28 protein-coding genes are annotated in these 18,165 nt (G+C 58.4%); 22 read left to right on the top strand and 6 right to left on the bottom strand.

The genetic code is table 11. The features are described 5' to 3' along the window. Window positions 1-4 precede the first annotated feature (4 nt). From DM868_RS15920 to DM868_RS12180, 10 genes are all read left to right on the top strand, one after another. Entirely contained in the window at window positions 5-706 is a 702-nt protein-coding gene (locus DM868_RS15920) for a DUF7546 family protein (RefSeq protein ID WP_449289572.1), read from the top strand. 192 nt (window positions 707-898) lie between these two features. Then, window positions 899-1,495 carry a helix-turn-helix transcriptional regulator gene (locus DM868_RS12220; RefSeq protein ID WP_123115214.1) on the top strand — a complete coding sequence of 199 codons (597 nt, stop codon included), beginning with the start codon at window positions 899-901 and terminating at the stop codon, window positions 1,493-1,495. Between the two features lie 408 nt (window positions 1,496-1,903). Continuing rightward, on the top strand, window positions 1,904-2,044 hold the full coding sequence (locus DM868_RS12215; protein ID WP_123115048.1) for a YHS domain-containing protein: 141 nt from the start codon (window positions 1,904-1,906) through the stop codon (window positions 2,042-2,044). A gap of 89 nt (window positions 2,045-2,133) precedes the next feature. Beyond that, entirely contained in the window at window positions 2,134-2,724 is a 591-nt protein-coding gene (locus DM868_RS12210; RefSeq protein WP_123115049.1) for a winged helix-turn-helix transcriptional regulator, read from the top strand. A gap of 235 nt (window positions 2,725-2,959) precedes the next feature. Continuing rightward, window positions 2,960-3,280 carry a hypothetical protein gene (locus tag DM868_RS12205; RefSeq protein ID WP_123115124.1) on the top strand — a complete coding sequence of 107 codons (321 nt, stop codon included), beginning with the start codon at window positions 2,960-2,962 and terminating at the stop codon, window positions 3,278-3,280. A 55-nt stretch (window positions 3,281-3,335) separates the two neighbouring features. Beyond that, on the top strand, window positions 3,336-3,698 hold the full coding sequence (locus DM868_RS12200) for an SHOCT domain-containing protein (protein ID WP_123115050.1): 363 nt from the start codon (window positions 3,336-3,338) through the stop codon (window positions 3,696-3,698). 531 nt (window positions 3,699-4,229) lie between these two features. Further along, on the top strand, window positions 4,230-4,649 hold the full coding sequence (locus tag DM868_RS12195) for a DUF302 domain-containing protein (protein ID WP_123115051.1): 420 nt from the start codon (window positions 4,230-4,232) through the stop codon (window positions 4,647-4,649). A 2-nt stretch (window positions 4,650-4,651) separates the two neighbouring features. Continuing rightward, window positions 4,652-5,023, top strand: a complete 372-nt coding sequence (locus DM868_RS12190; RefSeq protein ID WP_137277126.1) for an SHOCT domain-containing protein — start codon at window positions 4,652-4,654, stop codon at window positions 5,021-5,023. A 176-nt stretch (window positions 5,024-5,199) separates the two neighbouring features. Next, window positions 5,200-5,508, top strand: coding sequence for a thioredoxin family protein (locus DM868_RS12185; RefSeq protein WP_123115053.1), 309 nt, complete (start codon window positions 5,200-5,202; stop codon window positions 5,506-5,508). A gap of 25 nt (window positions 5,509-5,533) precedes the next feature. Next, window positions 5,534-6,268, top strand: coding sequence for a plastocyanin/azurin family copper-binding protein (locus DM868_RS12180; protein WP_123115054.1), 735 nt, complete (start codon window positions 5,534-5,536; stop codon window positions 6,266-6,268). A 95-nt stretch (window positions 6,269-6,363) separates the two neighbouring features. On the opposite strand, the gene DM868_RS12175 is transcribed toward DM868_RS12180, so the two are convergent. Genes DM868_RS12175 through DM868_RS12165 form a run of 3 tightly spaced genes read right to left on the bottom strand, consistent with a single transcriptional unit; the run spans window position 6,364 to window position 8,568 of the window. Then, window positions 6,364-7,116, bottom strand: coding sequence for an ABC transporter permease (locus DM868_RS12175; protein WP_137277125.1), 753 nt, complete (start codon window positions 7,114-7,116; stop codon window positions 6,364-6,366). Then, complete coding sequence (locus DM868_RS12170) at window positions 7,113-7,850, bottom strand: ABC transporter permease (RefSeq protein WP_123115055.1); 738 nt, start codon at window positions 7,848-7,850, stop codon at window positions 7,113-7,115. The genes DM868_RS12175 and DM868_RS12170 overlap by 4 nt, the downstream gene beginning before the upstream one ends. Next, window positions 7,843-8,568, bottom strand: coding sequence for an ABC transporter ATP-binding protein (locus DM868_RS12165; protein WP_137277124.1), 726 nt, complete (start codon window positions 8,566-8,568; stop codon window positions 7,843-7,845). Before DM868_RS12165 ends, DM868_RS12170 begins: the two co-directional genes overlap by 8 nt. A 238-nt stretch (window positions 8,569-8,806) precedes the next feature. Between DM868_RS12165 and DM868_RS15190 the strand changes: the two genes are divergently transcribed. From DM868_RS15190 to DM868_RS12150, 4 genes are all read left to right on the top strand, one after another. Further along, on the top strand, window positions 8,807-8,971 hold the full coding sequence (locus DM868_RS15190) for a hypothetical protein (RefSeq protein WP_170964505.1): 165 nt from the start codon (window positions 8,807-8,809) through the stop codon (window positions 8,969-8,971). A 99-nt stretch (window positions 8,972-9,070) separates the two neighbouring features. Further along, window positions 9,071-9,292, top strand: a complete 222-nt coding sequence (locus DM868_RS12160) for a hypothetical protein (protein WP_058365172.1) — start codon at window positions 9,071-9,073, stop codon at window positions 9,290-9,292. Window positions 9,293-9,418: 126 nt separating this feature from the next. Beyond that, complete coding sequence (locus tag DM868_RS12155; RefSeq protein ID WP_058365173.1) at window positions 9,419-9,787, top strand: SHOCT domain-containing protein; 369 nt, start codon at window positions 9,419-9,421, stop codon at window positions 9,785-9,787. A gap of 9 nt (window positions 9,788-9,796) precedes the next feature. After that, window positions 9,797-10,090 carry a hypothetical protein gene (locus DM868_RS12150; protein WP_058365174.1) on the top strand — a complete coding sequence of 98 codons (294 nt, stop codon included), beginning with the start codon at window positions 9,797-9,799 and terminating at the stop codon, window positions 10,088-10,090. 210 nt (window positions 10,091-10,300) lie between these two features. Here DM868_RS12150 and DM868_RS12145 read toward each other — a convergent pair whose 3' ends face one another. After that, complete coding sequence (locus DM868_RS12145; RefSeq protein ID WP_123115056.1) at window positions 10,301-10,825, bottom strand: ArsR/SmtB family transcription factor; 525 nt, start codon at window positions 10,823-10,825, stop codon at window positions 10,301-10,303. A gap of 197 nt (window positions 10,826-11,022) precedes the next feature. Between DM868_RS12145 and DM868_RS12140 the strand changes: the two genes are divergently transcribed. From DM868_RS12140 to DM868_RS12120, 4 genes are all read left to right on the top strand, one after another. Then, window positions 11,023-11,238, top strand: a complete 216-nt coding sequence (locus DM868_RS12140) for a heavy-metal-associated domain-containing protein (RefSeq protein ID WP_006667201.1) — start codon at window positions 11,023-11,025, stop codon at window positions 11,236-11,238. Window positions 11,239-11,242: 4 nt separating this feature from the next. After that, window positions 11,243-13,162 carry a heavy metal translocating P-type ATPase gene (locus DM868_RS12135; protein WP_123115057.1) on the top strand — a complete coding sequence of 640 codons (1,920 nt, stop codon included), beginning with the start codon at window positions 11,243-11,245 and terminating at the stop codon, window positions 13,160-13,162. Window positions 13,163-13,174: 12 nt separating this feature from the next. Further along, entirely contained in the window at window positions 13,175-13,828 is a 654-nt protein-coding gene (locus DM868_RS12130) for a hypothetical protein (RefSeq protein WP_089769851.1), read from the top strand. 199 nt (window positions 13,829-14,027) lie between these two features. Further along, window positions 14,028-14,240, top strand: coding sequence for a stress response translation initiation inhibitor YciH (locus DM868_RS12120; RefSeq protein WP_235853656.1), 213 nt, complete (start codon window positions 14,028-14,030; stop codon window positions 14,238-14,240). 88 nt (window positions 14,241-14,328) lie between these two features. Here DM868_RS12120 and DM868_RS12115 read toward each other — a convergent pair whose 3' ends face one another. Next, window positions 14,329-14,769 carry a TRAM domain-containing protein gene (locus DM868_RS12115; protein WP_058365043.1) on the bottom strand — a complete coding sequence of 147 codons (441 nt, stop codon included), beginning with the start codon at window positions 14,767-14,769 and terminating at the stop codon, window positions 14,329-14,331. Window positions 14,770-14,815: 46 nt separating this feature from the next. Continuing rightward, on the bottom strand, window positions 14,816-15,391 hold the full coding sequence (locus DM868_RS12110) for a hypothetical protein (protein ID WP_058365044.1): 576 nt from the start codon (window positions 15,389-15,391) through the stop codon (window positions 14,816-14,818). A gap of 132 nt (window positions 15,392-15,523) precedes the next feature. On the opposite strand from DM868_RS12110, the gene DM868_RS12105 reads away from it, so the two are divergent. From DM868_RS12105 to DM868_RS12090, 4 genes are all read left to right on the top strand, one after another. After that, window positions 15,524-15,955 carry a hypothetical protein gene (locus tag DM868_RS12105; protein ID WP_058365045.1) on the top strand — a complete coding sequence of 144 codons (432 nt, stop codon included), beginning with the start codon at window positions 15,524-15,526 and terminating at the stop codon, window positions 15,953-15,955. Between the two features lie 376 nt (window positions 15,956-16,331). Continuing rightward, window positions 16,332-16,832, top strand: a complete 501-nt coding sequence (locus DM868_RS12100) for a DUF7342 family protein (RefSeq protein WP_137277123.1) — start codon at window positions 16,332-16,334, stop codon at window positions 16,830-16,832. A 172-nt stretch (window positions 16,833-17,004) separates the two neighbouring features. Next, window positions 17,005-17,280: a hypothetical protein gene (locus tag DM868_RS12095; RefSeq protein ID WP_137277122.1), complete on the top strand. Its 276-nt coding sequence runs from the start codon at window positions 17,005-17,007 to the stop codon at window positions 17,278-17,280. 97 nt (window positions 17,281-17,377) lie between these two features. Continuing rightward, window positions 17,378-18,127, top strand: coding sequence for a helix-turn-helix domain-containing protein (locus DM868_RS12090; RefSeq protein WP_137277121.1), 750 nt, complete (start codon window positions 17,378-17,380; stop codon window positions 18,125-18,127). The last annotated feature ends 38 nt before the right edge of the window (window positions 18,128-18,165 follow it).

The following is an 18,165-nucleotide window of genomic DNA, read 5'->3' as shown; positions in this document are numbered from 1 at the left end:
CCCTATGACAAAAACAACAAGCGAAATCCAATCTCTCGGTCAGATTCTCGAATCGAGTACGTGGCTTAACTTGATACTAGCCATCCAGCTGGTGGTTGGAATCACTTACGTGTATGTGACAGGTGATACCGTGGGACGATGGACTCACTTCGTTATACCGTTTATTTGGTTTACCGCATCTGGATGGGTTTTATGGCATACCCGTCCCCCTACAACGAGCTGGATATACCGAGTCGGTGCCGGGTTATTTGTCGCAATCTACTTTCTCATTATGTTATATTTTTCAGGCTTAGTCGGCCCATCTACCTCCCACCTCGGGCAACTCACTGGGGCCACCGATTACGGCTTGACGTGGGGGCGCTCACTAGGCTGGAGCCCCGTTCTACTCTACACTGGGAATATAATTACAGCTACAATCATACCCTATCAAGCAGTCGGCCTGTTCGCAATGGCATATCTTGTATATGACGCAGTACTGAGCTTTTCTCAGTCAGCGGTTGGGGGCGTTATAGGAATCGTGGCGTGTCCGGCCTGCGTCAGCCCAATCGTGCTAGCACTTGTGGGCGGAGTGGGTGGCACTACAACGACAATATTGTTCGGTACCTATGGATATGAATTTGCGACAGTCCTATTTCTTTTAGGGCTAGCTATTCTCTATCATCGAAATCGGCTTGCGATAGTAGTCTCGCAGTTACAGGGGAGCTAACTCGATCGAATACGTTCTACCCACTTTGCGCCAGCGTTACAACGGTTAGCTGGGAGAATATTGACGGGTCGTGGGACACACAGAGGGGATAGACAGCCACACTGAACTGTTCGTATCTATCGAAACTGGTACAGTAATGACTCGCGAACACCAGATAATGAATGGTAGCTATTCCGGACTGAGGTGGAGTATATGAATAAACGGCGAGCGGACTTCCTCGCCAGTCTCCTTGTCACTGCTGTCCTCCTCATCGGCAGTGCGCTCGGTTGGCAAGCCTACCAGCAAAAACAATCCATCGAGCAAATGGGGTCGATGATGGGAATGGATTCATCGGTAGGGGCGATGCATGGGACGAACCCCATCTGGTACATCGGTGGGACTCTTCTCGTCTCAGCGGTCATTATTGGGGGATATCTTTTGATTCGGAACGACCTCACTAACACAGCTGTACCCGACGACACGCAGGCCAAGACGGAGAGTCAAACTGTTTCCGAGACGGATAACTCGCCCGAGGAAGCGGCCCAATCGAGCGGCGTTATCAATCCAGAATCTCAACCGCAGGCACGTGTGTTGGACCTGCTGCCCGATGACGAACGTCGTATCCTCGAGCCAGTCCTCTCCTCACCCGGCATCACCCAGATCGAATTGCGGGACCGATCGAACTTCTCGAAGAGCAAGGTGAGTCAGACAGTAAGTGCCCTCGAGAAACGTGGGCTGTTGTATCGTGAACGCCAGGGGCGAACGTATCGTATCTATCCAAGTGATGATTTACAGGAGAATCAGGCATAGTAACTACCCTGCTACGCAGTCGTTACTCGCTTTTGCTCGCACGTTGAGGACGGAACTCGCGCCTTCCATGGAGGAAATGACCTACTATCTTGGGGCAGTTGCCCCTCCACCCACGGACATTCGCCTTGTTTGACGGTCGAAACTTGGTGATCAGCAGTTCCCGCCCAATAGGGTGACTTATCAGACACTCTCCAGCCACGAGCCTCCTTTTTATATTGGACTGAGATAAGAAACTGTGGGTTCGCCCAAGCGACCCATTCGGTATCGTGCTAAAGCAGTGGCCCATCCGCCGCTCTGAGCCTTCAGAACGTTCAGAACTGCTCAGGCCGGTCGGTATCTCGACTTTGGATTGTTAAGAGCAAAGTGCTTGATTTATCGCCCCGTACATTAGATGCGGGGTGAAACCGAATGGCAACTGATCCCGTCTGTGGAATGGACGTCGACGAAACCGATGCAGCGGCTACTGCCGAGTACGATGGTCAGACGTACTACTTCTGTGCCGAAGGATGCAAGGACACGTTCACCTCGGCACCGGAGGAATACGTCTAAACGTCACAACCACCGAGAAAGCCCCGCGTCTGGCGTCGTAGCTTCCCCCTCAACCCACCCCCCTTTCCCCACCCCCGGTTCATCTTTCAATGACACAAAATGCGATTGACGACACGGATCGTGAGATCCTCCGACTCCTCGAGGAGAACGCACGTCGTTCGTACAATGAAATCGCTGAAGCAGTAAATCTCTCAGCCCCGTCTGTTTCGGCGCGTATCCGTCGATTGGAACAAGACGGCGTTATTCGTCAATTCACAGTCGACACCGATCGAACGCAGTACGAAAACCGGGTGCGTATCATGGTGCGTTTCCAATCTGTACTCGATAGTGCGGACTCACTTCGAGAGTCAGTTATCCAGGCCCCATACGTGGAACACGTATTCACAACTGCTGAAGGTGAGATTATCGCCGTGGCGACTCCACCACGCCCCACAATCGGAAGCTGGGTGCAACAAAATATTCCACTGAGTGATGTCCGGCGATACGATGTGCAATTGCTGTCGAGCATCACCCACTCCACGTATTCAAACGGAACGGAGTCTACACTTACATCCGCAAACTGTGGGAGCACGGTTCGCGAAGACGGATTAGCCTCGCGTGTTGGTGGTTCCCTCCAACAGTTTTGTTGCGAAGAATGTGAATCTGCATTTCGGAAACAGCATGAGGATTCCCCAGGATAACGGGGACTATTTTTTCAATAGGCCGAGCAGGCCAATTGCCGCAGGGTCTGCCCCCGAGCCGGTTCACGAAACGTGGGAAAAGCGGGGAGCTCCTCGAATTCGGCGGATATGAACGGTCGCATCTCTGAAAAACAGTTATAACGCTCTATACACGCTCTCGAACGTTCTCCTGCGTGGATTCACACCCACGTCGATAACCCCCGAGCGGTCCTACGAGTAACCGAGGAGAAAGACAATGACTAATTTCAAACTCGGCCGCTGGCTGCTGGTGGCACTCGCGATCATCGGACTCGCGTTCGCCGCCCCCGCGGTCAGCGCACACGGCACTGACACGACCGCAGACGACGCGCCCACGGACAATACCACCGCAGATGAATGGGCCACGTGGATGGAGGCACAGATGACCGAACACATGGGCCCTGGTAGCGTCGAGTGGATGGAGTCGCACATGGGTGTGACCGTCGACGAAATGGCCCAGGACATGGCTGACGAGGAATACCACGACGGGACTGACGACGACTACAACGGCGGGATGTACGGGCAGGGCCACTGCTGATAGGCCCTGACCGTTTCGATCGCTTCGACTGAACGCAATTCACCAATCCACAATAATGACGCAACTCACCACGCACATCGGACGCACTGCTCGTCGACTCACGATACTCGCTGTTCCGCTGTTGGTCGCGGCGACTGGAACGGCTGCTGCCCACGGTAGTGGAAGCTACGGCGGCGGTATGATGGGCGGCGGCTGGGGCGGAATGGGCGGACTCGGCGGCTTCGGGATGCTCGGAGGCGGAATGTTCCTCTGGCCGTTGCTCCTGATCGGACTCGTCCTGCTCCTCATGTACGGGACTAACCGCGAAGAACAGACCTCGAAGACGGATACTGCACTCGCTGAACTCCGCGAGCGCTACGCGCGGGGTGAACTCTCGGACGAGGAGTTCGAGAACCGACGATCCTCGCTCACCCAGTGAGTATCAACACCCTCCGTCCATGTACCCTTCCACGTCGTCCACATACATTCGTATTGCCGGCTGGCACCTTCAGGGGTGCTACAGCGACCACGAGAGAGTGGACTAGAATGACGGGGCGATTTGCTGGGTCAGCAAACGGACCTGGCCGGTTATGCCTCGTGCAATCGTCCATAGTATTGTGGAGAGAAAGAACGAACACACAAAATGTTGAAAAAGCAACTGAGCTAACCTGACGACAAGGACTCTCCGACTCCGTCGGGGACGACTCAAGCGATCTAAACAGACCTCGGCGTGCGTCGACTCCAGTCACAGACCGAGACGAAATGTGCGTCACGACAAAATCAACCACCACAATGAAGCACTCACAACACAATATCCGAATCGACTCACGAAAACAACGCAGACAGGCTGCCGAACGCCGACGACTCCGCGCATTCACCGCCTCAGAAGCGTCTGGCGGCGCTGGATTGACCGAAGCGGAAGCAACGAAGCTCATCGCAAGCTTGGAAGCCAAAAACACCCGATAGACCAATGACGTATACCATCACCACAACGATCGATGCACAGTTCGACGATGTCGTAACCGCAGTCACGACCGCACTACAGGACGAAGGCTTCGGCATCCTCTGTGACATCGACGTCAAAACGACCCTGAAGGAAAAGCTCGATGTCGACGTAGACCAATACCGGATTCTCGGGGCGTGTAACCCTCCACTCGCCCACGAGGGGCTCGCCGAAGAGCCGGAATTGGGGGCCCTGCTCCCGTGTAACGTCATCGTCTACGAGACGGATGCCGGTGACGTCGTCGTGAGCGCCGTCGACCCCCAGCAACTGGTCGGCATCACGGAGAATCCAGACCTCGACGAGATCGCGGTCGACGTGCACGAACGATTCGAGCGCGTCATCGCAACGGTCTCAGACGAGTTGGGAACGGTGCCAGAGGAGGAGTGACGATGTCTTCGTCGAATCAACTCGACACCACGACTATCGTGCTCCTGATCCTCGGGGCGTTCATCGTCCTCCCGTTGCTCACCATGGGGATGGGGTTCGGAGGGATGATGGGCTACGGAGGGATGATGGGCTACGGAGGGATGATGGGCTACGGCGGGACCACCAGCGGGTGGTGGCCGTTCGTCGGGATGCTCGTCCCGCTCATCTTCCTCCTCATCCTCCTTGGCGGTGGCTACCTCGTCGTCCGACGTGCGAATGAAAGCCAGACGTCTCGAAACCCCGCGATGGAGGAACTCCGCACGGCGTACGCTCGCGGCGACCTCACCGACGAAGAGTTCGAATCCCGCCGCGAGAAACTCGAACGGTCGGAGTAAACTCAACGAGTACACACCCAGGTGCGTATATCCGGAGCCTGTGTATTCGATTTCGTTCGTCAAGCTATTCCCTATCACCACTGTGTGAGCAGGACTTCGAATCGAAGAAATGGGAGACTCTCAGCTTACGATTCTGAATAGTAATGTGGTTAAGTTACAATACCGTAGTATACAATGTGACCGAAGTAATCCTCTTCACCCAAGAGACGTGCGGGGCATGCACAACACAGCGGGAGAAAAACGACGGCCTCGAGGACAAGTATCCGGACGTGCAGTTCCGGGAGGTCGACATCCGGAAAGATCTGGAAACGGCCGAAGAATACGGCGTCCGAAAGACGCCGACGACACTCGTCTACGCGAACGGAGAGCAGACCGCCGAGTTCATCGGCATCGTCGACCGGAACGACCTCGAGTCAGCCATCGAGCGCGCGACCCAGCAACCGTCTGGACTCGTCCAGCGCCTCGTCGATGCCGTGCGAAAATAACGACCAGCAGACCGATTCAAACCACATGACGAACTATAACCGACGTCAGTTCCTGGGAGTACTCGGTGCCGGCGCAATCGCCGGTGTAGGGATCACTCAGCCAGCGAGCGCACAGGAGACGCCCGTCGTGAAGATGGGCAACAACTACTTCGACCCGATCGGACTCCACGTCGAACCCGGCACGACCGTTCGCTTCGAGCTAGCGGCCGGAGCCCACTCGGCGACCGCCTACGAGAATCGGATTCCATCCGACGCCAGCGCATTCAACAGTGGAACCATCTCGTCGGGATCCTTCGAGTACACGTTCGAAGAGCCAGGCACGTACGACTACTACTGCATCCCGCACAAGTCGGTCGGGATGGTCGGCCGCATCGTCGTCGGCAGCCCCGGCGGCCCGGCCGAGGAGAGCTCAATCCCCGACGGCGAGGTCCCCGATAGCGAGACGATCGTCCAGAACGGCGCCGTGGCCATCGGCTCGGACGTCGACGGAAGCGGGAGCACCGGTGGCGGCATGATGGGGCCCGGCGGAGGGGGCATGATGGGTGGCTCGAGAGGCGGGTGGGGCGGCGTCCCGTTCGTCGGCGGGGCACTCGGAATGCTCGGCTTAGCTGGCGGACTCCTCTATTGGGCACTAGGACGAGGTGACGCATCTCCCGAGAGCGATGATTCCGCGATGGAAACCCTCCAACGCCGTTACGCACGAGGCGAGATCGACGAAGAAGAGTTCCAGAAGCGTCGTGAGCGGTTGGAAGACAGGTGAAACGCCTCGTCGATGTTCGGTAAGTCAGCGAATCGCGTCGGGTGCCCTCGATCGATCCGTCCGGCCGCGGATACCACCTTCGTTCGAGCGCGTCGTCACGTCGTTCGAGTTCCGCGGTAGTACACCCACACGGCGAGGAGTCCGACGACGAGGAGATAGCCGGCCCCCCAGCCGAGCGACGCAGCCGTGTCCAAGTCCGTCGTGAGTCCGGTATCGACCATCACGCGGACGGGATGGTAGCCCGGGAAGAGTTTCATCCACCACTCGGGTTCAGACTGGACGAACAGCGGGTCCTGAAACAGTCCGATATCGATCATCGGGAGGATCAACATAATCCACAGGCCGGCCAGGCGGTTGAAGACGGCGCCGACGAGCATCCCAATAAGTCCGTAGGTAACTGAAAGGACGAGCATCGCGGCGACGAACCACCACAGCTGTTCGGGCTGGAAGTCGATGAGCATCACCCCGACGGAGACAGCGACCACGACAAGCGTGATGACTGCAAGGACGCCGAACCGTGCGGCGATGACCTGCCGTGCTCGGTAGCCGACGACAGCGAGGCGGCCGTCCGTGTCTCTCGCCTCGCGCATTAGGAATAGACCGGCCAACCCGACGATGAACGAACTCGTGATCGGTGTCATGATCACGCCGTGGACCTCGGGCATCCCCCGCATCACGGTCGTCGTCTCGCCGTCGACGACCGTCCGGACCGGCATCTGGACGTCCTGGGTGACCGCGAAGGCGAGCGTGATGAACGACACTGGGAGGACGACCAGGAGCGCTACGAGGACGTAGTTGCGGGCGTGTTCCCGGAGCCCGATACCGAACGCCGTGGCCGTTCGGTTCACGCTGACCACCCCCCGGCCGTGCGCATCGTCGCACCGAATACGGCAGTCACGAGGACGAGCAACACGAGAAGGTACCCGCCGACGAAGACGAGGTCACCCGCAGCGAACGTACCGTCGAAGGCGGCCGACTGGAGGAGTTCCTTCGGATGATACAACGGGAAGTACCGGACGAAGTCGGGGACGTCCGCGGCGAGCGGGCTGTCGCCACTGAGGAACGCGTCCATCATCGCGAGGAAGACGACGACGAGCGACCCCTCGAACAGTCGCGGAAGCACTGCGCCGACGAGCGCACCGAGGAAAGCATAGACGACGCCCGCGAGCGCGAGGAACGCGAACACAAACAGGGGTGCTTCGACGTCGATCGTCAGCCAGAGGACGCCGAAGTTCACCCCCGCGACGACGATCGTGACACCCGCGAGAGTCGCCAGCCGCGTCGCGAGCAGCGTTCGTGGCGCGTACCCGGTCTGAACGAGCCGTCGGTCAGCCTCCCGGGCACTGATCATCTGGACCAGTCCCATCAGCCCGGCGATGATGGCGACGCCGAAGATCGCGCCGAGGAGGCGTCCCAGGTCGAGCGGAATCCCCTCGACGGTCGGCATTGACGGCAGTCCGGCCATCGCCTGGCCCCACCCCTCGATGACCACGAGCGGGAGCACCAGCGCAAGGACGACGTTCAGAGGTGTCCGGACAAACGTCTGGAGATTCGCCCGAACGCCGACGACGAACCTATTCATGTTCCCCCTCCGGGTCGCTCCTGAGTTCGCTCTCGGTCTCTTCGTCGGTCACGTCGTGAACCAGTCCGTCTCGCACCTCGAAGACGCGATCGAGTCGACTCCGCTCCTCAATTAGGTGGGAGATCATGACGACGGCAGTGCCGTCGTTCGCGAGGTCCTGGGCCATGTCCCAGAATCGCAGGTACGTCTCCCAGTCGAACCCCGTGTAGGGTTCGTCGAGCATGAGGACATCCGGGTCGTGCATCAACGCGACACTGAGGTTGACCTTCTGTCGGTTCCCGCCGCTGAGCTGGTCGACCCGGTAGTCAAGGTACTGCTCGAAGTCGAGTTCATCCGCCAGTCTTTGCTTCGCCGCGTCGATTTCCTCGCGCGTCATGTCGTAGCCAGCGCCGAACAGCCGGAACGTTTCTGAGACGGTTAGCCGATCGTAGAGCAGGGGTTCCTGCGGACACCATCCGACGGTTCCATGCCGTTGGACCGTGCCCGCGTCGTGGTCGAGAACCCCGACGAGAATCTTCATCAGCGTGGACTTGCCCGACCCATTCTCGCCGACGATGCCGACGATCTCGCCAGCATGGACCTCGATATCCGCACCGGTGAGAACGGGTGTCGACCGTCCCAACGGGAGTCGTGACCCGTAGGTTTTCTCGAGGGCGTTGCCTCGAACGAGCGTCTTGCTACCACCGAGCGTCTCCGTGGGCGCCGTGGTCGTGTCCATACGTAGAAAGACGTTCTACTCATTCAATCGAATTGTTGTTAAGAATCGAAAGTTAACTCCGTCAAAGTACCCAGAGATCGGGTTGTATCCCGAAGAGAGCAATGGATAGCCAACGATTTGGCATTCATTTTGTCTCCAAACAGGAGTAGACTTGGTCGGTAGCCGTGATGAAGATCAGCCACCTATCAGGCGCCGAGCATAGCGTTGATGCGGCTTGCGAATTAACGTTCGAGTATCCATGGTTCAGTGCTACATCTGTGACTCGGAATGCGCTCGCGACGATGAGGTGTTCGTCTGCGAGCACTGCGGGATCTCCTGCCACCGACACTGTATGGCGGAATACGACACCGATGTCTGCCCGAAGTGTGTCGGCGAGCCGATGATCGGAGCGATCGAGTTCTAGTCGTTCCTTGTCACTCACACACCGCCTTCAGCCCGGAGGCGGAGTATATCGATGGTCAGCTGGCGAAATGCGTTTTTGACTCGTGCCCGTAGCACAGGTATGTCTACGACCGTCGAACTCCCCAACGTTGATGAGACGTGCGCCTACTGCAGGTCGCGTATCTTCGACCACGACCCGATCTGTGTGCGCGACTGTACCGACGACTGCGGGTCGCCGACCTACTTCTGCAACTACGCGTGTCTCTCGACCTACGTTGACGAAAACAACTTGACGACTGGCAACGCGTGTGAGTGGTCGCCCGACGACCCCGACTGCTGCTGAGTGGATTCGCCCCAAGCAAGACACAGAGCGACGTATTAGCCGCCACCCAACCTAGGAACCACCAACGGAGCAGTACTGGCCGTCCAACTTTATGAATGCAGCCAACGAAGTCCGTAGTGGTTCACTATGTCAAAAGAGCGCACGTCCGACGGCCTGCTCCGCATCGTCCTGATCGTCCTCGCGGTGATCGTCCTGTTCCCGCTGTTGATGATGGTGTTCGCGATGCCGATGATGGGCATGATGGGCTGGTGGTGGGGTGGTGGCATGGCCGGCGGCCTCTCACCGCTGTGGGGTATCGGAATGATGCTCGTCTGGCTCGTTGTCCTCGTCGGCATCGGCTACCTCCTCTATCGCGGCCTCGTCGGTGGTGTCGGGTCGTCGCTGACCAGCGATAGAGCACTCGAGGAACTCCGAGTGGCGTACGCTCGTGGCGACCTCTCCGACGAGGAGTTCGAGGAACGGCGTGCGAAACTCACCCGCGAGGAGTCGCAGTAGTCTGCAATCATGTCCTCGACAGTACAGCGACGCGAGTTTCTCACTGCGCTCGGAGCCGGCATCGCAGGTCTCTCCGGATGCGTTGGAAATCTCCCGGGCAGTGGCGACGGCGTCGACAGGACGATCTACGTCGGAGGCTACCACTGGGGCTTCGTTATCATCGGTGCGAGTCTGTTCGCCTACGACGTTCTCAAGAAACGCTTCGTCCGCCGTGACGAACCTGATTCCATCTCTGACGGAACGATCATCTCCCGGCGAATCTTCGCCGAAGGAGACGCGGGTTCCGAACTCGACAACGATTAACGCCCCCAATCACTCGTGTTTCGACGATATCGACGCTGTTAACGTTCTCTTCACGGCGTGCGATTTCATCTGCCAATTCGTTTCACCCGGGTGATCGTGCGCGACACGGGGAACACGGGTCCTGAATGGGGTGACCAGAAGATCCAACAACAACGGAGTCTCTCACCATGGACCGAGTCAGTAAATATCGTTATGAGTCACTGGCGTCGCTTACGATTCCCGCTGAGCGCGGACGAACGCTCGCCGCAGGACGGTCAGCAGGACGTACGTCTCGTACTTCTGGTTCCGACAGTGGTCACACGGCTGCATCTCCGTTGTGATCTCCTCGATAGATTCCTCGTACTCCTCCGTGAGATGGTTCAGTGCCTCCGTGACCTGCGGCTGGATAGCATCCGTCATCTCCTCCACGGCGGCATCAGCCGAACCCGGTAGTGAGTACGAGAGGACGATCGTGTTCGCGTGGTAGTACTTCGTCGTGCCGCCACGCCCCTCCTCAAAGCGGACGACGTCTACGAGTCCGGAATCGCGGAGTTCGTTGATGTGGTGCCGAACGGTGTTTTCGGTCCGCTCGATCCCTCGATCGGTGAGTCGGTCGTGAACCTCGCCTGCCGTCCGTGCCTCATCGGCCAGTATGTCGAGGATCATCGCTCGCATTGGTTCGTCGATGGCGTCCGAAACGCGGGTATCCCTGATCGCGATGTCGTCGAGATGGTGGTCGGCACCGGAACTGCTCATAATGGGACTGTGAGACACGTGCGGGAAAAGGTAGCGGCGAACACTGCTGTCGAGCACTTCGACCGGACGACTGGCCTGCGGTCGGATCGAGTCGAAGCCCTAGACGACCTATTGGACTGTTCCAACGACCTATATCTCTATTCAAACATATCATCTAAAAAATGTATATGGCGGTCCGGGTGCTACGTAGAACTGTGATGAACGAAACGACCCAACTCCGTGTGATGGACTTCGACTGCCCGACCTGCGCGAGCACCGTTGAACGCGCCCTCTCGAACGTCGACGGCGTCCAGAATGTGAAAGTCCACTACACGACCGGCCGAGTCGAGATCGAGTACGACGACGACGTCGCTGACCCCGACGCCTTCGCACAGGCCATCGAAAACCAGGGCTACACGCCCCAGCCCGCCTAGACCAATGAACGCACAAACGATCACACAGTACTACCGGAAGAACCGGAAAGCCATCGTCACGGCGTCCAGCGGCCTCCTCTACGGTGGCGGCTGGAGCCTCGGCCACTTCACCGGCTTCGATACAGCGAGTGCCGGTATTCTCATCCTCGCGGCGATCATCGGCGGCTACGACATCGCCAAAACCGCCTACTACGAGGTCACCAACCGAACGCTCGGCATCAAGACGCTCGTGACCTTGGCGGCCATTGGTGCCATCGTCATCGGCGAATACTGGGAAGCTGCCGCCGTCGTCTTCCTGTTCAGCCTCGGCAGCTACCTAGAAGGCCGGACGATGCGGAAGACCCGGACGGCCCTCCAGGAACTTCTGGAGATGACGCCCGACACGGCGACCGTCCGTCGCGACGGAGACCTCCAAGAAGTACCTGCCCGCGACGTCGAGGAGGGTGAAGTTGTCATCGTGAAACCGGGCGGAAAGATCCCGGTCGACGGGAGCGTCGTCGACGGCGAGAGTGCCGTCAATCAGGCCCCGGTCACCGGCGAGAGCGCGCCCGTTCACAAGACCGACGGTGACGAAGTCTACGCGGGGACGGTCAACCAGGAAGGCGCACTGGAGGTCCAGACGACGGGTGCGGGCTCGGATACGACGCTCGAGCGCATCATCCGCCGCGTCGAGGAGGCCCAGGAGGCCCAGTCGCCCACGGAGAGTCTCATCGACCGGTTCGCGAAGTACTACACCCCAGCCGTCATCGTGCTCGCAATCGGCGCGTACGCAGTCACGCAGAACGCGATCCTGTCGCTCACCTTGCTGGTCATCGGCTGTCCGGGCGCGCTGGTCATCGGACCGCCGGTCAGCATCGTCTCGGCCATCGGGAACGCCGCCCGGTCGGGAGTCCTGATGAAGGGTGGCGAACACCTCGAACGTGCCGGCAAGATCGACCTCGTTGCCTTCGACAAGACCGGCACCCTCACGAAGGGCGAGACCACCGTCGCCGACGTCGAGGGGTTTGGCGTCGACGACGACGAGGTAATCTCGCTCGCGGCGACTGCCGAGAAGAAAAGCGAACACCACCTCGCCGACGCCATCGTCGACGCAGCACGCGACCGTCCGACCGCCGCAACCGATGGCGGAACTGCGGTCGCCCATTCCGATGCCGCGAGCGCCGAACACCGGTCGGTTCCGGATCCGGATGACTTCGACGTGGTCGCCGGCAAGGGTGTCGTCGCCCATACGGACGGCCACGAGGTCGTCGTTGGGAACCGAGCGCTGCTCGACGACCGCAGCATCGACATCCCGGATTACATCGCCGAGTACGTCCGTGGCCGCGAGGAACGCGGTGAGACGGTCGTCCACGTCGTGCGAGACGGCAGCATCATCGGCGTGATCGCGATGCGCGACGAACTTCGAGAGGCCGCTCCTGGCGTCGTAGCGGCGCTTCAGGATGCCGGCATCGAGACGGTGATGCTCACCGGCGACAACGAGCGGACGGCAAGTGCCGTCGCAGGGGAAGTGGGCATCGACGAGTACCGCGCCGAACTCCTCCCCGAGGACAAACAGACCGTCATCGAAGAATACCAGGCCGACGGCCACGTCGTTGCGATGGTCGGCGATGGCATCAACGACGCGCCATCGCTGGCGACCGCCGACGTCGGTATCGCGATGGGCGCTGCCGGCACGGACACCGCCATCGAGACGGCGGACATGGCGCTGATGGCCGACGACCTCGAACGCATCCCGTACGCGGTCACACTCAGTAAAGCGACGCGCTGGAACGTCCTCGAGAACGTCGGGCTCGCGGTGCTGACCGTGACCGTCCTGCTCGCTGGCGTGCTCACCAGTTACGTCACGCTCGCCGCCGGGATGCTCGTCCACGAAGCCAGCGTTCTCCTCGTCATCCTCAACGGGATGCGACTGCTCCGACACTAATCTCCACAACCAATGACAACAAATTCACCTGCGACTGACGCGACGCACACTAGCACCGACTGGCAGGTCGACTACGACGCCGACCCGATCGAAATCCGCGACCCCGTCGCGGAGGCCCTCGGCGTCCTCACATCAGGCGATCCGTTCGTCGTCACCTACACGGACGCGGTGAAAGAGGCCGGTCACTCCTGTCCGACTGCCTCGGGCGCCTACCGGATCGTCCAGCTCGGGCTCGATGCCCTGTATCCCGATGACTATCCAATCCGAAGCGAAATCGAAGTCCAGGCAGCCGGCCCGCGAGACGATGCTGCGTACGGCGTGATGGGGCGCATCATTTCGTACGTGACTGGCGCGACCGACGACGACGGATTCAGCGGGCTCGCCGGTGGTCACGGGAGCCGTCGTGATCTCCTCGTCTTCGACGCGTTCGACCCGGGCACGCACGAACCGACGTTCCGGTTCCGGCGAACCGATACGGACGAGACTGTTGAAGTGACCTACCACGTCAGCGACGTTCCCGACGGCGGCCCCGCAATCGGGAATCTCCAGCGGATTCTAGAGGGGTCCGCGAGCGAGGAGCAGCGGGCGGCATTCGCCGAGGCCTGGCACCGGCGCGTGCAGGTCGTCCTCAACGACGATTCGCTGTTCACCGTCGAAGCGGTGTGAACACGACAGTGCAGCCCTCGTACGCTATATGAATTCACTGCGGTATACTGTCGATATCTTCGAGCGCCTCGATAGCAACGTCTCCTAACTCTCCAGCCTGATATGAGAATACCGCTCTCGCACCATCTCATCGAAATTATCTACGCTACTGATTCGATGGGGCAATCCGCTCGCTGATCTCGATCGGGCGACAGAACAGGTGACTGTCCGAACGGAAGAACGCCGGTATGGAAAGAAAATGGTCGTCGTCGAGGGGTTCGAAGGTGGCACCGATCTCGACTCACTCGCCTCAGAACTGAAATCTACACTTGGAACTGGTGGCACCGTCAAAGAAGGGCACATCGAACTCCAGGGCGATCACGAGGAACGCGTCCGCGAACTTCTCAAAGCAAACGGATACTCCGTCAGATAAAACAGTACGATTCTTCATATCCTGTAGAACACTCCACTGGTTCCGTCGTTACCGACAGCATCAACTAAACGATTTGGTAGAGGAGCACTCACAGCGTTCGGGGGTCCGGCTCAACGATCGTAGCAAAGGCGACGTTCTGTTGCACCTGTTCGATCTCAACGGTCGGTTCGTCACCGGGCTGCCCCTCCGGAACGATCACGACGTAACCGCGGTCAACCTTCGCGATGCCGTCGCCCTGGTCACCAATCGTCTCAATCGTCACCTCCCGAATCTCACCCTCTTCAACAGGCGGCTCGGGGGGTCCCTGCTCCTGAGTGGTCGGGGAGGTCTCAGACGATCTGTCCGCGGACGGTGTATCGGATAGCGCCGTTGTATGCCCGGTTTCGAGAACAGCGATTCGATACGTTTCACCGGGTTGAATAGCGTCGTGACGTACCTCACTCGCTGGAACCTCGAATGTGCAGCTTCCGTCCTCGGACTCAATAGTCGCAGTAAATACCGAGCGAAGTGTATCAGGGATGTCGACCATCACGAGAAGATTCAGTATCCGACGCAAATAGTCGTTCCTCACGCCGTCAGTCCGGCGCGTAAGCATCCTCAATATAGTCACGAAGGTCATCGGGCGTCGTCCACGTGTACGCACGATCCACCCGCTCCATCGAGAGGAGATAGTGTGCGAACATCCCGTCGTAGGCCGCGTACTGTTCCTCCTCAGTCTCGTACGTTCGATAGAAGGCTCGCGTTCGCTCCCGATAGGTCGGCTGATCGATGTAGCCCGCTTCCCACGCGTGTCCGCCCTGGGAGTGTTCGTACACCCCGACGATATGATCCGCGTAGCTGACCAACAGCTTGAATTTCGACGTGAAGAACTCCGAGATGTCCAGAATATCGTCCATCAGGAATGCGTCGACACCATCATCGGAGTTTGAGGCTGCGGCATCGCTCGCAAGTTGGTCGCGAACAGCCTCCAATCGTGGTCGCTCCTCCTCACCGTAGGAACCGAGAACGAAGTAGGACGTGTTGTTGATGAATCGTCCGAGGTCCTCGTGCATCGCGGTCTGGATCGCCTCGACCCGTTCGGGTGTGAGCGTCTCGCCCGGCTGGTCACCCAATTTGTCGATGACGGGACGGGTAGCGTCGTCGTTGGTCATACTGGGTAGGATTCACTACCGCCACCTAACGGTACGGAAATACGACCGGAAGTGGAATGCCCCGGCACTCTGGGTACCACTTCGAGTTTCACCGAAATGGTTATCTGACCAGGGGACAAACACTGAGACACAATGTCCCGGCCTGACGCCACCCCGCTCACGCCAGCCGAGAACGCGGCCGGCCTCGATCCGATCGCAGCGTTGAGTGCCCTCGACGACACGACCCGCGCGAATATCATCGGGACGATTGTCGGTCATCCGAAAGGCGCGCCCTCGAAGAAAGAACTCGAATACTACAACCCGAGCGTCGCCGCGTCGACGCTCACCGACCACCTCATTCGGCTGGAGGAGGTGGGGCTGATCAAGGCCATCGAGCGAGATCGTGAGGGGCTCGAGCGGGGCCAGCCATACCGGTTCTTTCAGCTCACCAATGCCGCCCGCGAGCTGTTCGACCGGAACAACCTCTTCGAGCCCGATGCGTACCGAGAGCTATTCGCCGAAGTCGAGAAAACGGACGAAATCAAGACCGCCGAAGACGTCGACCGTCCAGATGAACGGAACTGAAATAGACCGCGGAGCGTGCGTTTTGCTGAACGGAGAGCTCGACATTCGAGATATTCTGGAAATGTAACCAGCGCAAAGCCCACAATGGAGATCAGTCTCGATTTCGATTCAGAACAGATGAATCGTAACAGAAGGCACGCATCAATTCCATCCTCCGAGGCTGTGCTACCCCAACTTCGCAGTTTGGATTTCTACAAATCACTAGTTCGCTAACATGATAGGGGGTGATCGGTTCGTCTCTCCCGCAAATGAGCCGAAATCCGGCCGTAACGCCCGAATTCTGATAGGTTTCAGACGGCACCCCATTTTGAGTTCGCTCGCACCAAGAGGTTGAGTTTGGGAACTGCTTATTGCATTCTGCCTATTACTGGCTGCTATGGCTGACTCAGAACCGGGTACTGAGGCGTGGAGGAAACATGCGAGCGCCTTCGACAGAGTTCAGGCAGTCAGCCAGTCCCTTTCGACCCCCCGATCAGCTTCATGGATTGCGGCAGAGGCAAGCGTCTCTGAACGCACTGCTCGTGAACATCTCAACCGCCTCGTTAAGATGACGGTCCTTCTCGAATTCAACAATAAAGGGACAAAGGCGTACGCTGCTGACCCGATCTATCAGCGATTCCAAGTAGTCCGTGAGCTCTTGGATGAGCACGATTCCGACGGGCTCCTCGATTTGAAAGAAAATCTCTACGCTCAAATCGAAGCGTGGCAGAAGGAGTACGAAGTGAATTCACCTGAGGGCCTCCGTGAACATGCTACTAGGATCGACAACACCGAGCGAACAACAGAGATACGTCGAACAGCGGCTGAGTGGGACATCACCGAGTACCGTCTCGATGTCGTTGAGGACGTGATTGACAACTACGTCACGTACATGTAGATTTGAGTGATTCCCGACCGCAACTACCGCGAGGATCTCACACGGGAAAGTGCCTGAAAGATTCAGAATCTTGCCCTCTTTCAGGCACCAGAGATGGTTTGCACTCCGCGTAAACCTGGGTTTGGAATATTCCAACTTAAGCCCTATCAGGCTAGTCCACCTAAAACCAGCTATGGAAGACGACACGGAGCGTGTCTGGTTGGTCGAGCGAACGTATTCTGACGACGAACAGAACTTGATTATCCTCGTCTACGCAACCCCAGATGGCAAGCAATACTTCAGAAAAGAGCGTGCGCTGACGAGCTTCACAGATATGCGCGATACGACCGCTGCACTGGATGTTGATCCAGACAACTTGGGTGCTGTCGAGGATGAAGCCGAACGCAAACAGTACGCAGCTGAAGCCAAGCGAATGGCAGAAACTCACGCCCAAGATGACCCGATCTAACGAGCCTGTACGCGTTCATAATCCTTTGAAGAGCGACGAACGGCCTAACCGGGTAGAAGTCCGGTGTATTTTATCGATGGATCTCCTTCCGTCGGGCATGAGAGAACTCGTTTTCGCCCTTGATTACGATCCAGGGTGGAATACGCTTGCGGATACGTTGGCTGATTTCCCCGATGCTCGGGTCCGGTCGCTGTCTCTCCATGCCACAGCAGATAGCCTCTGGCGCGTTGACCATGCAACTGGCTCACCCGACGCTCTCTCGGCTATCGAAGACGCGTTTCTCACTGCCGACTACTACGCAGACTGTCTTGCTACTGAACCGTGTGGAGCGGACTCCGAAACAGAGGTTCTCGATGAGACGGACGATACGCTCGTCCTTTACACGTACTGGCAACGAACACCCGTTTGTACGTCCATCCCGCACCTCGCGCTTGAGCATCTCGGTGATGGATTGCTCTTCGAAACACAGCATGAACAGCGCCGTCACACCTGGCGTATCATCCATCCTGAAGACGCCGATATCCACGGTTTCTTCGACGCCTTACACGCAGAACTCTCGGCTGACGTCAATGTAGAAATCATCCGGCTGACGGGGCTTTCAGCAACGAATACTGCCACGTTCTCCGCTGAGGAGGGTACGCTGACCCGTGAACAGCGCGAGGCGCTAACCGCTGCTGTTCACCATGGGTTTTACAACACCCCTCGGGAGATTGATCTCGGTGAACTTGCCGAAGAACTCGGCCTCCCCCGGTCAACGCTCACGTACCGTGTACGTCGGGCTGAAGCCGAAATCATCAAGCAGTACATGAATCACGATCCGGTTTCACCCTCAGACCCCACCTCGTGATTAGCATACTCTAACTCGCTTTTAGAATATTCCAAATT

It is taken from the genome of Natronomonas salsuginis, from assembly GCF_005239135.1.
GTDB classification, from domain to species: domain Archaea; phylum Halobacteriota; class Halobacteria; order Halobacteriales; family Haloarculaceae; genus Natronomonas; species Natronomonas salsuginis.
The sequence above is the reverse complement of the archived record's forward strand: the minus strand, read 5'-3'. Positions and strand labels throughout refer to the sequence as shown.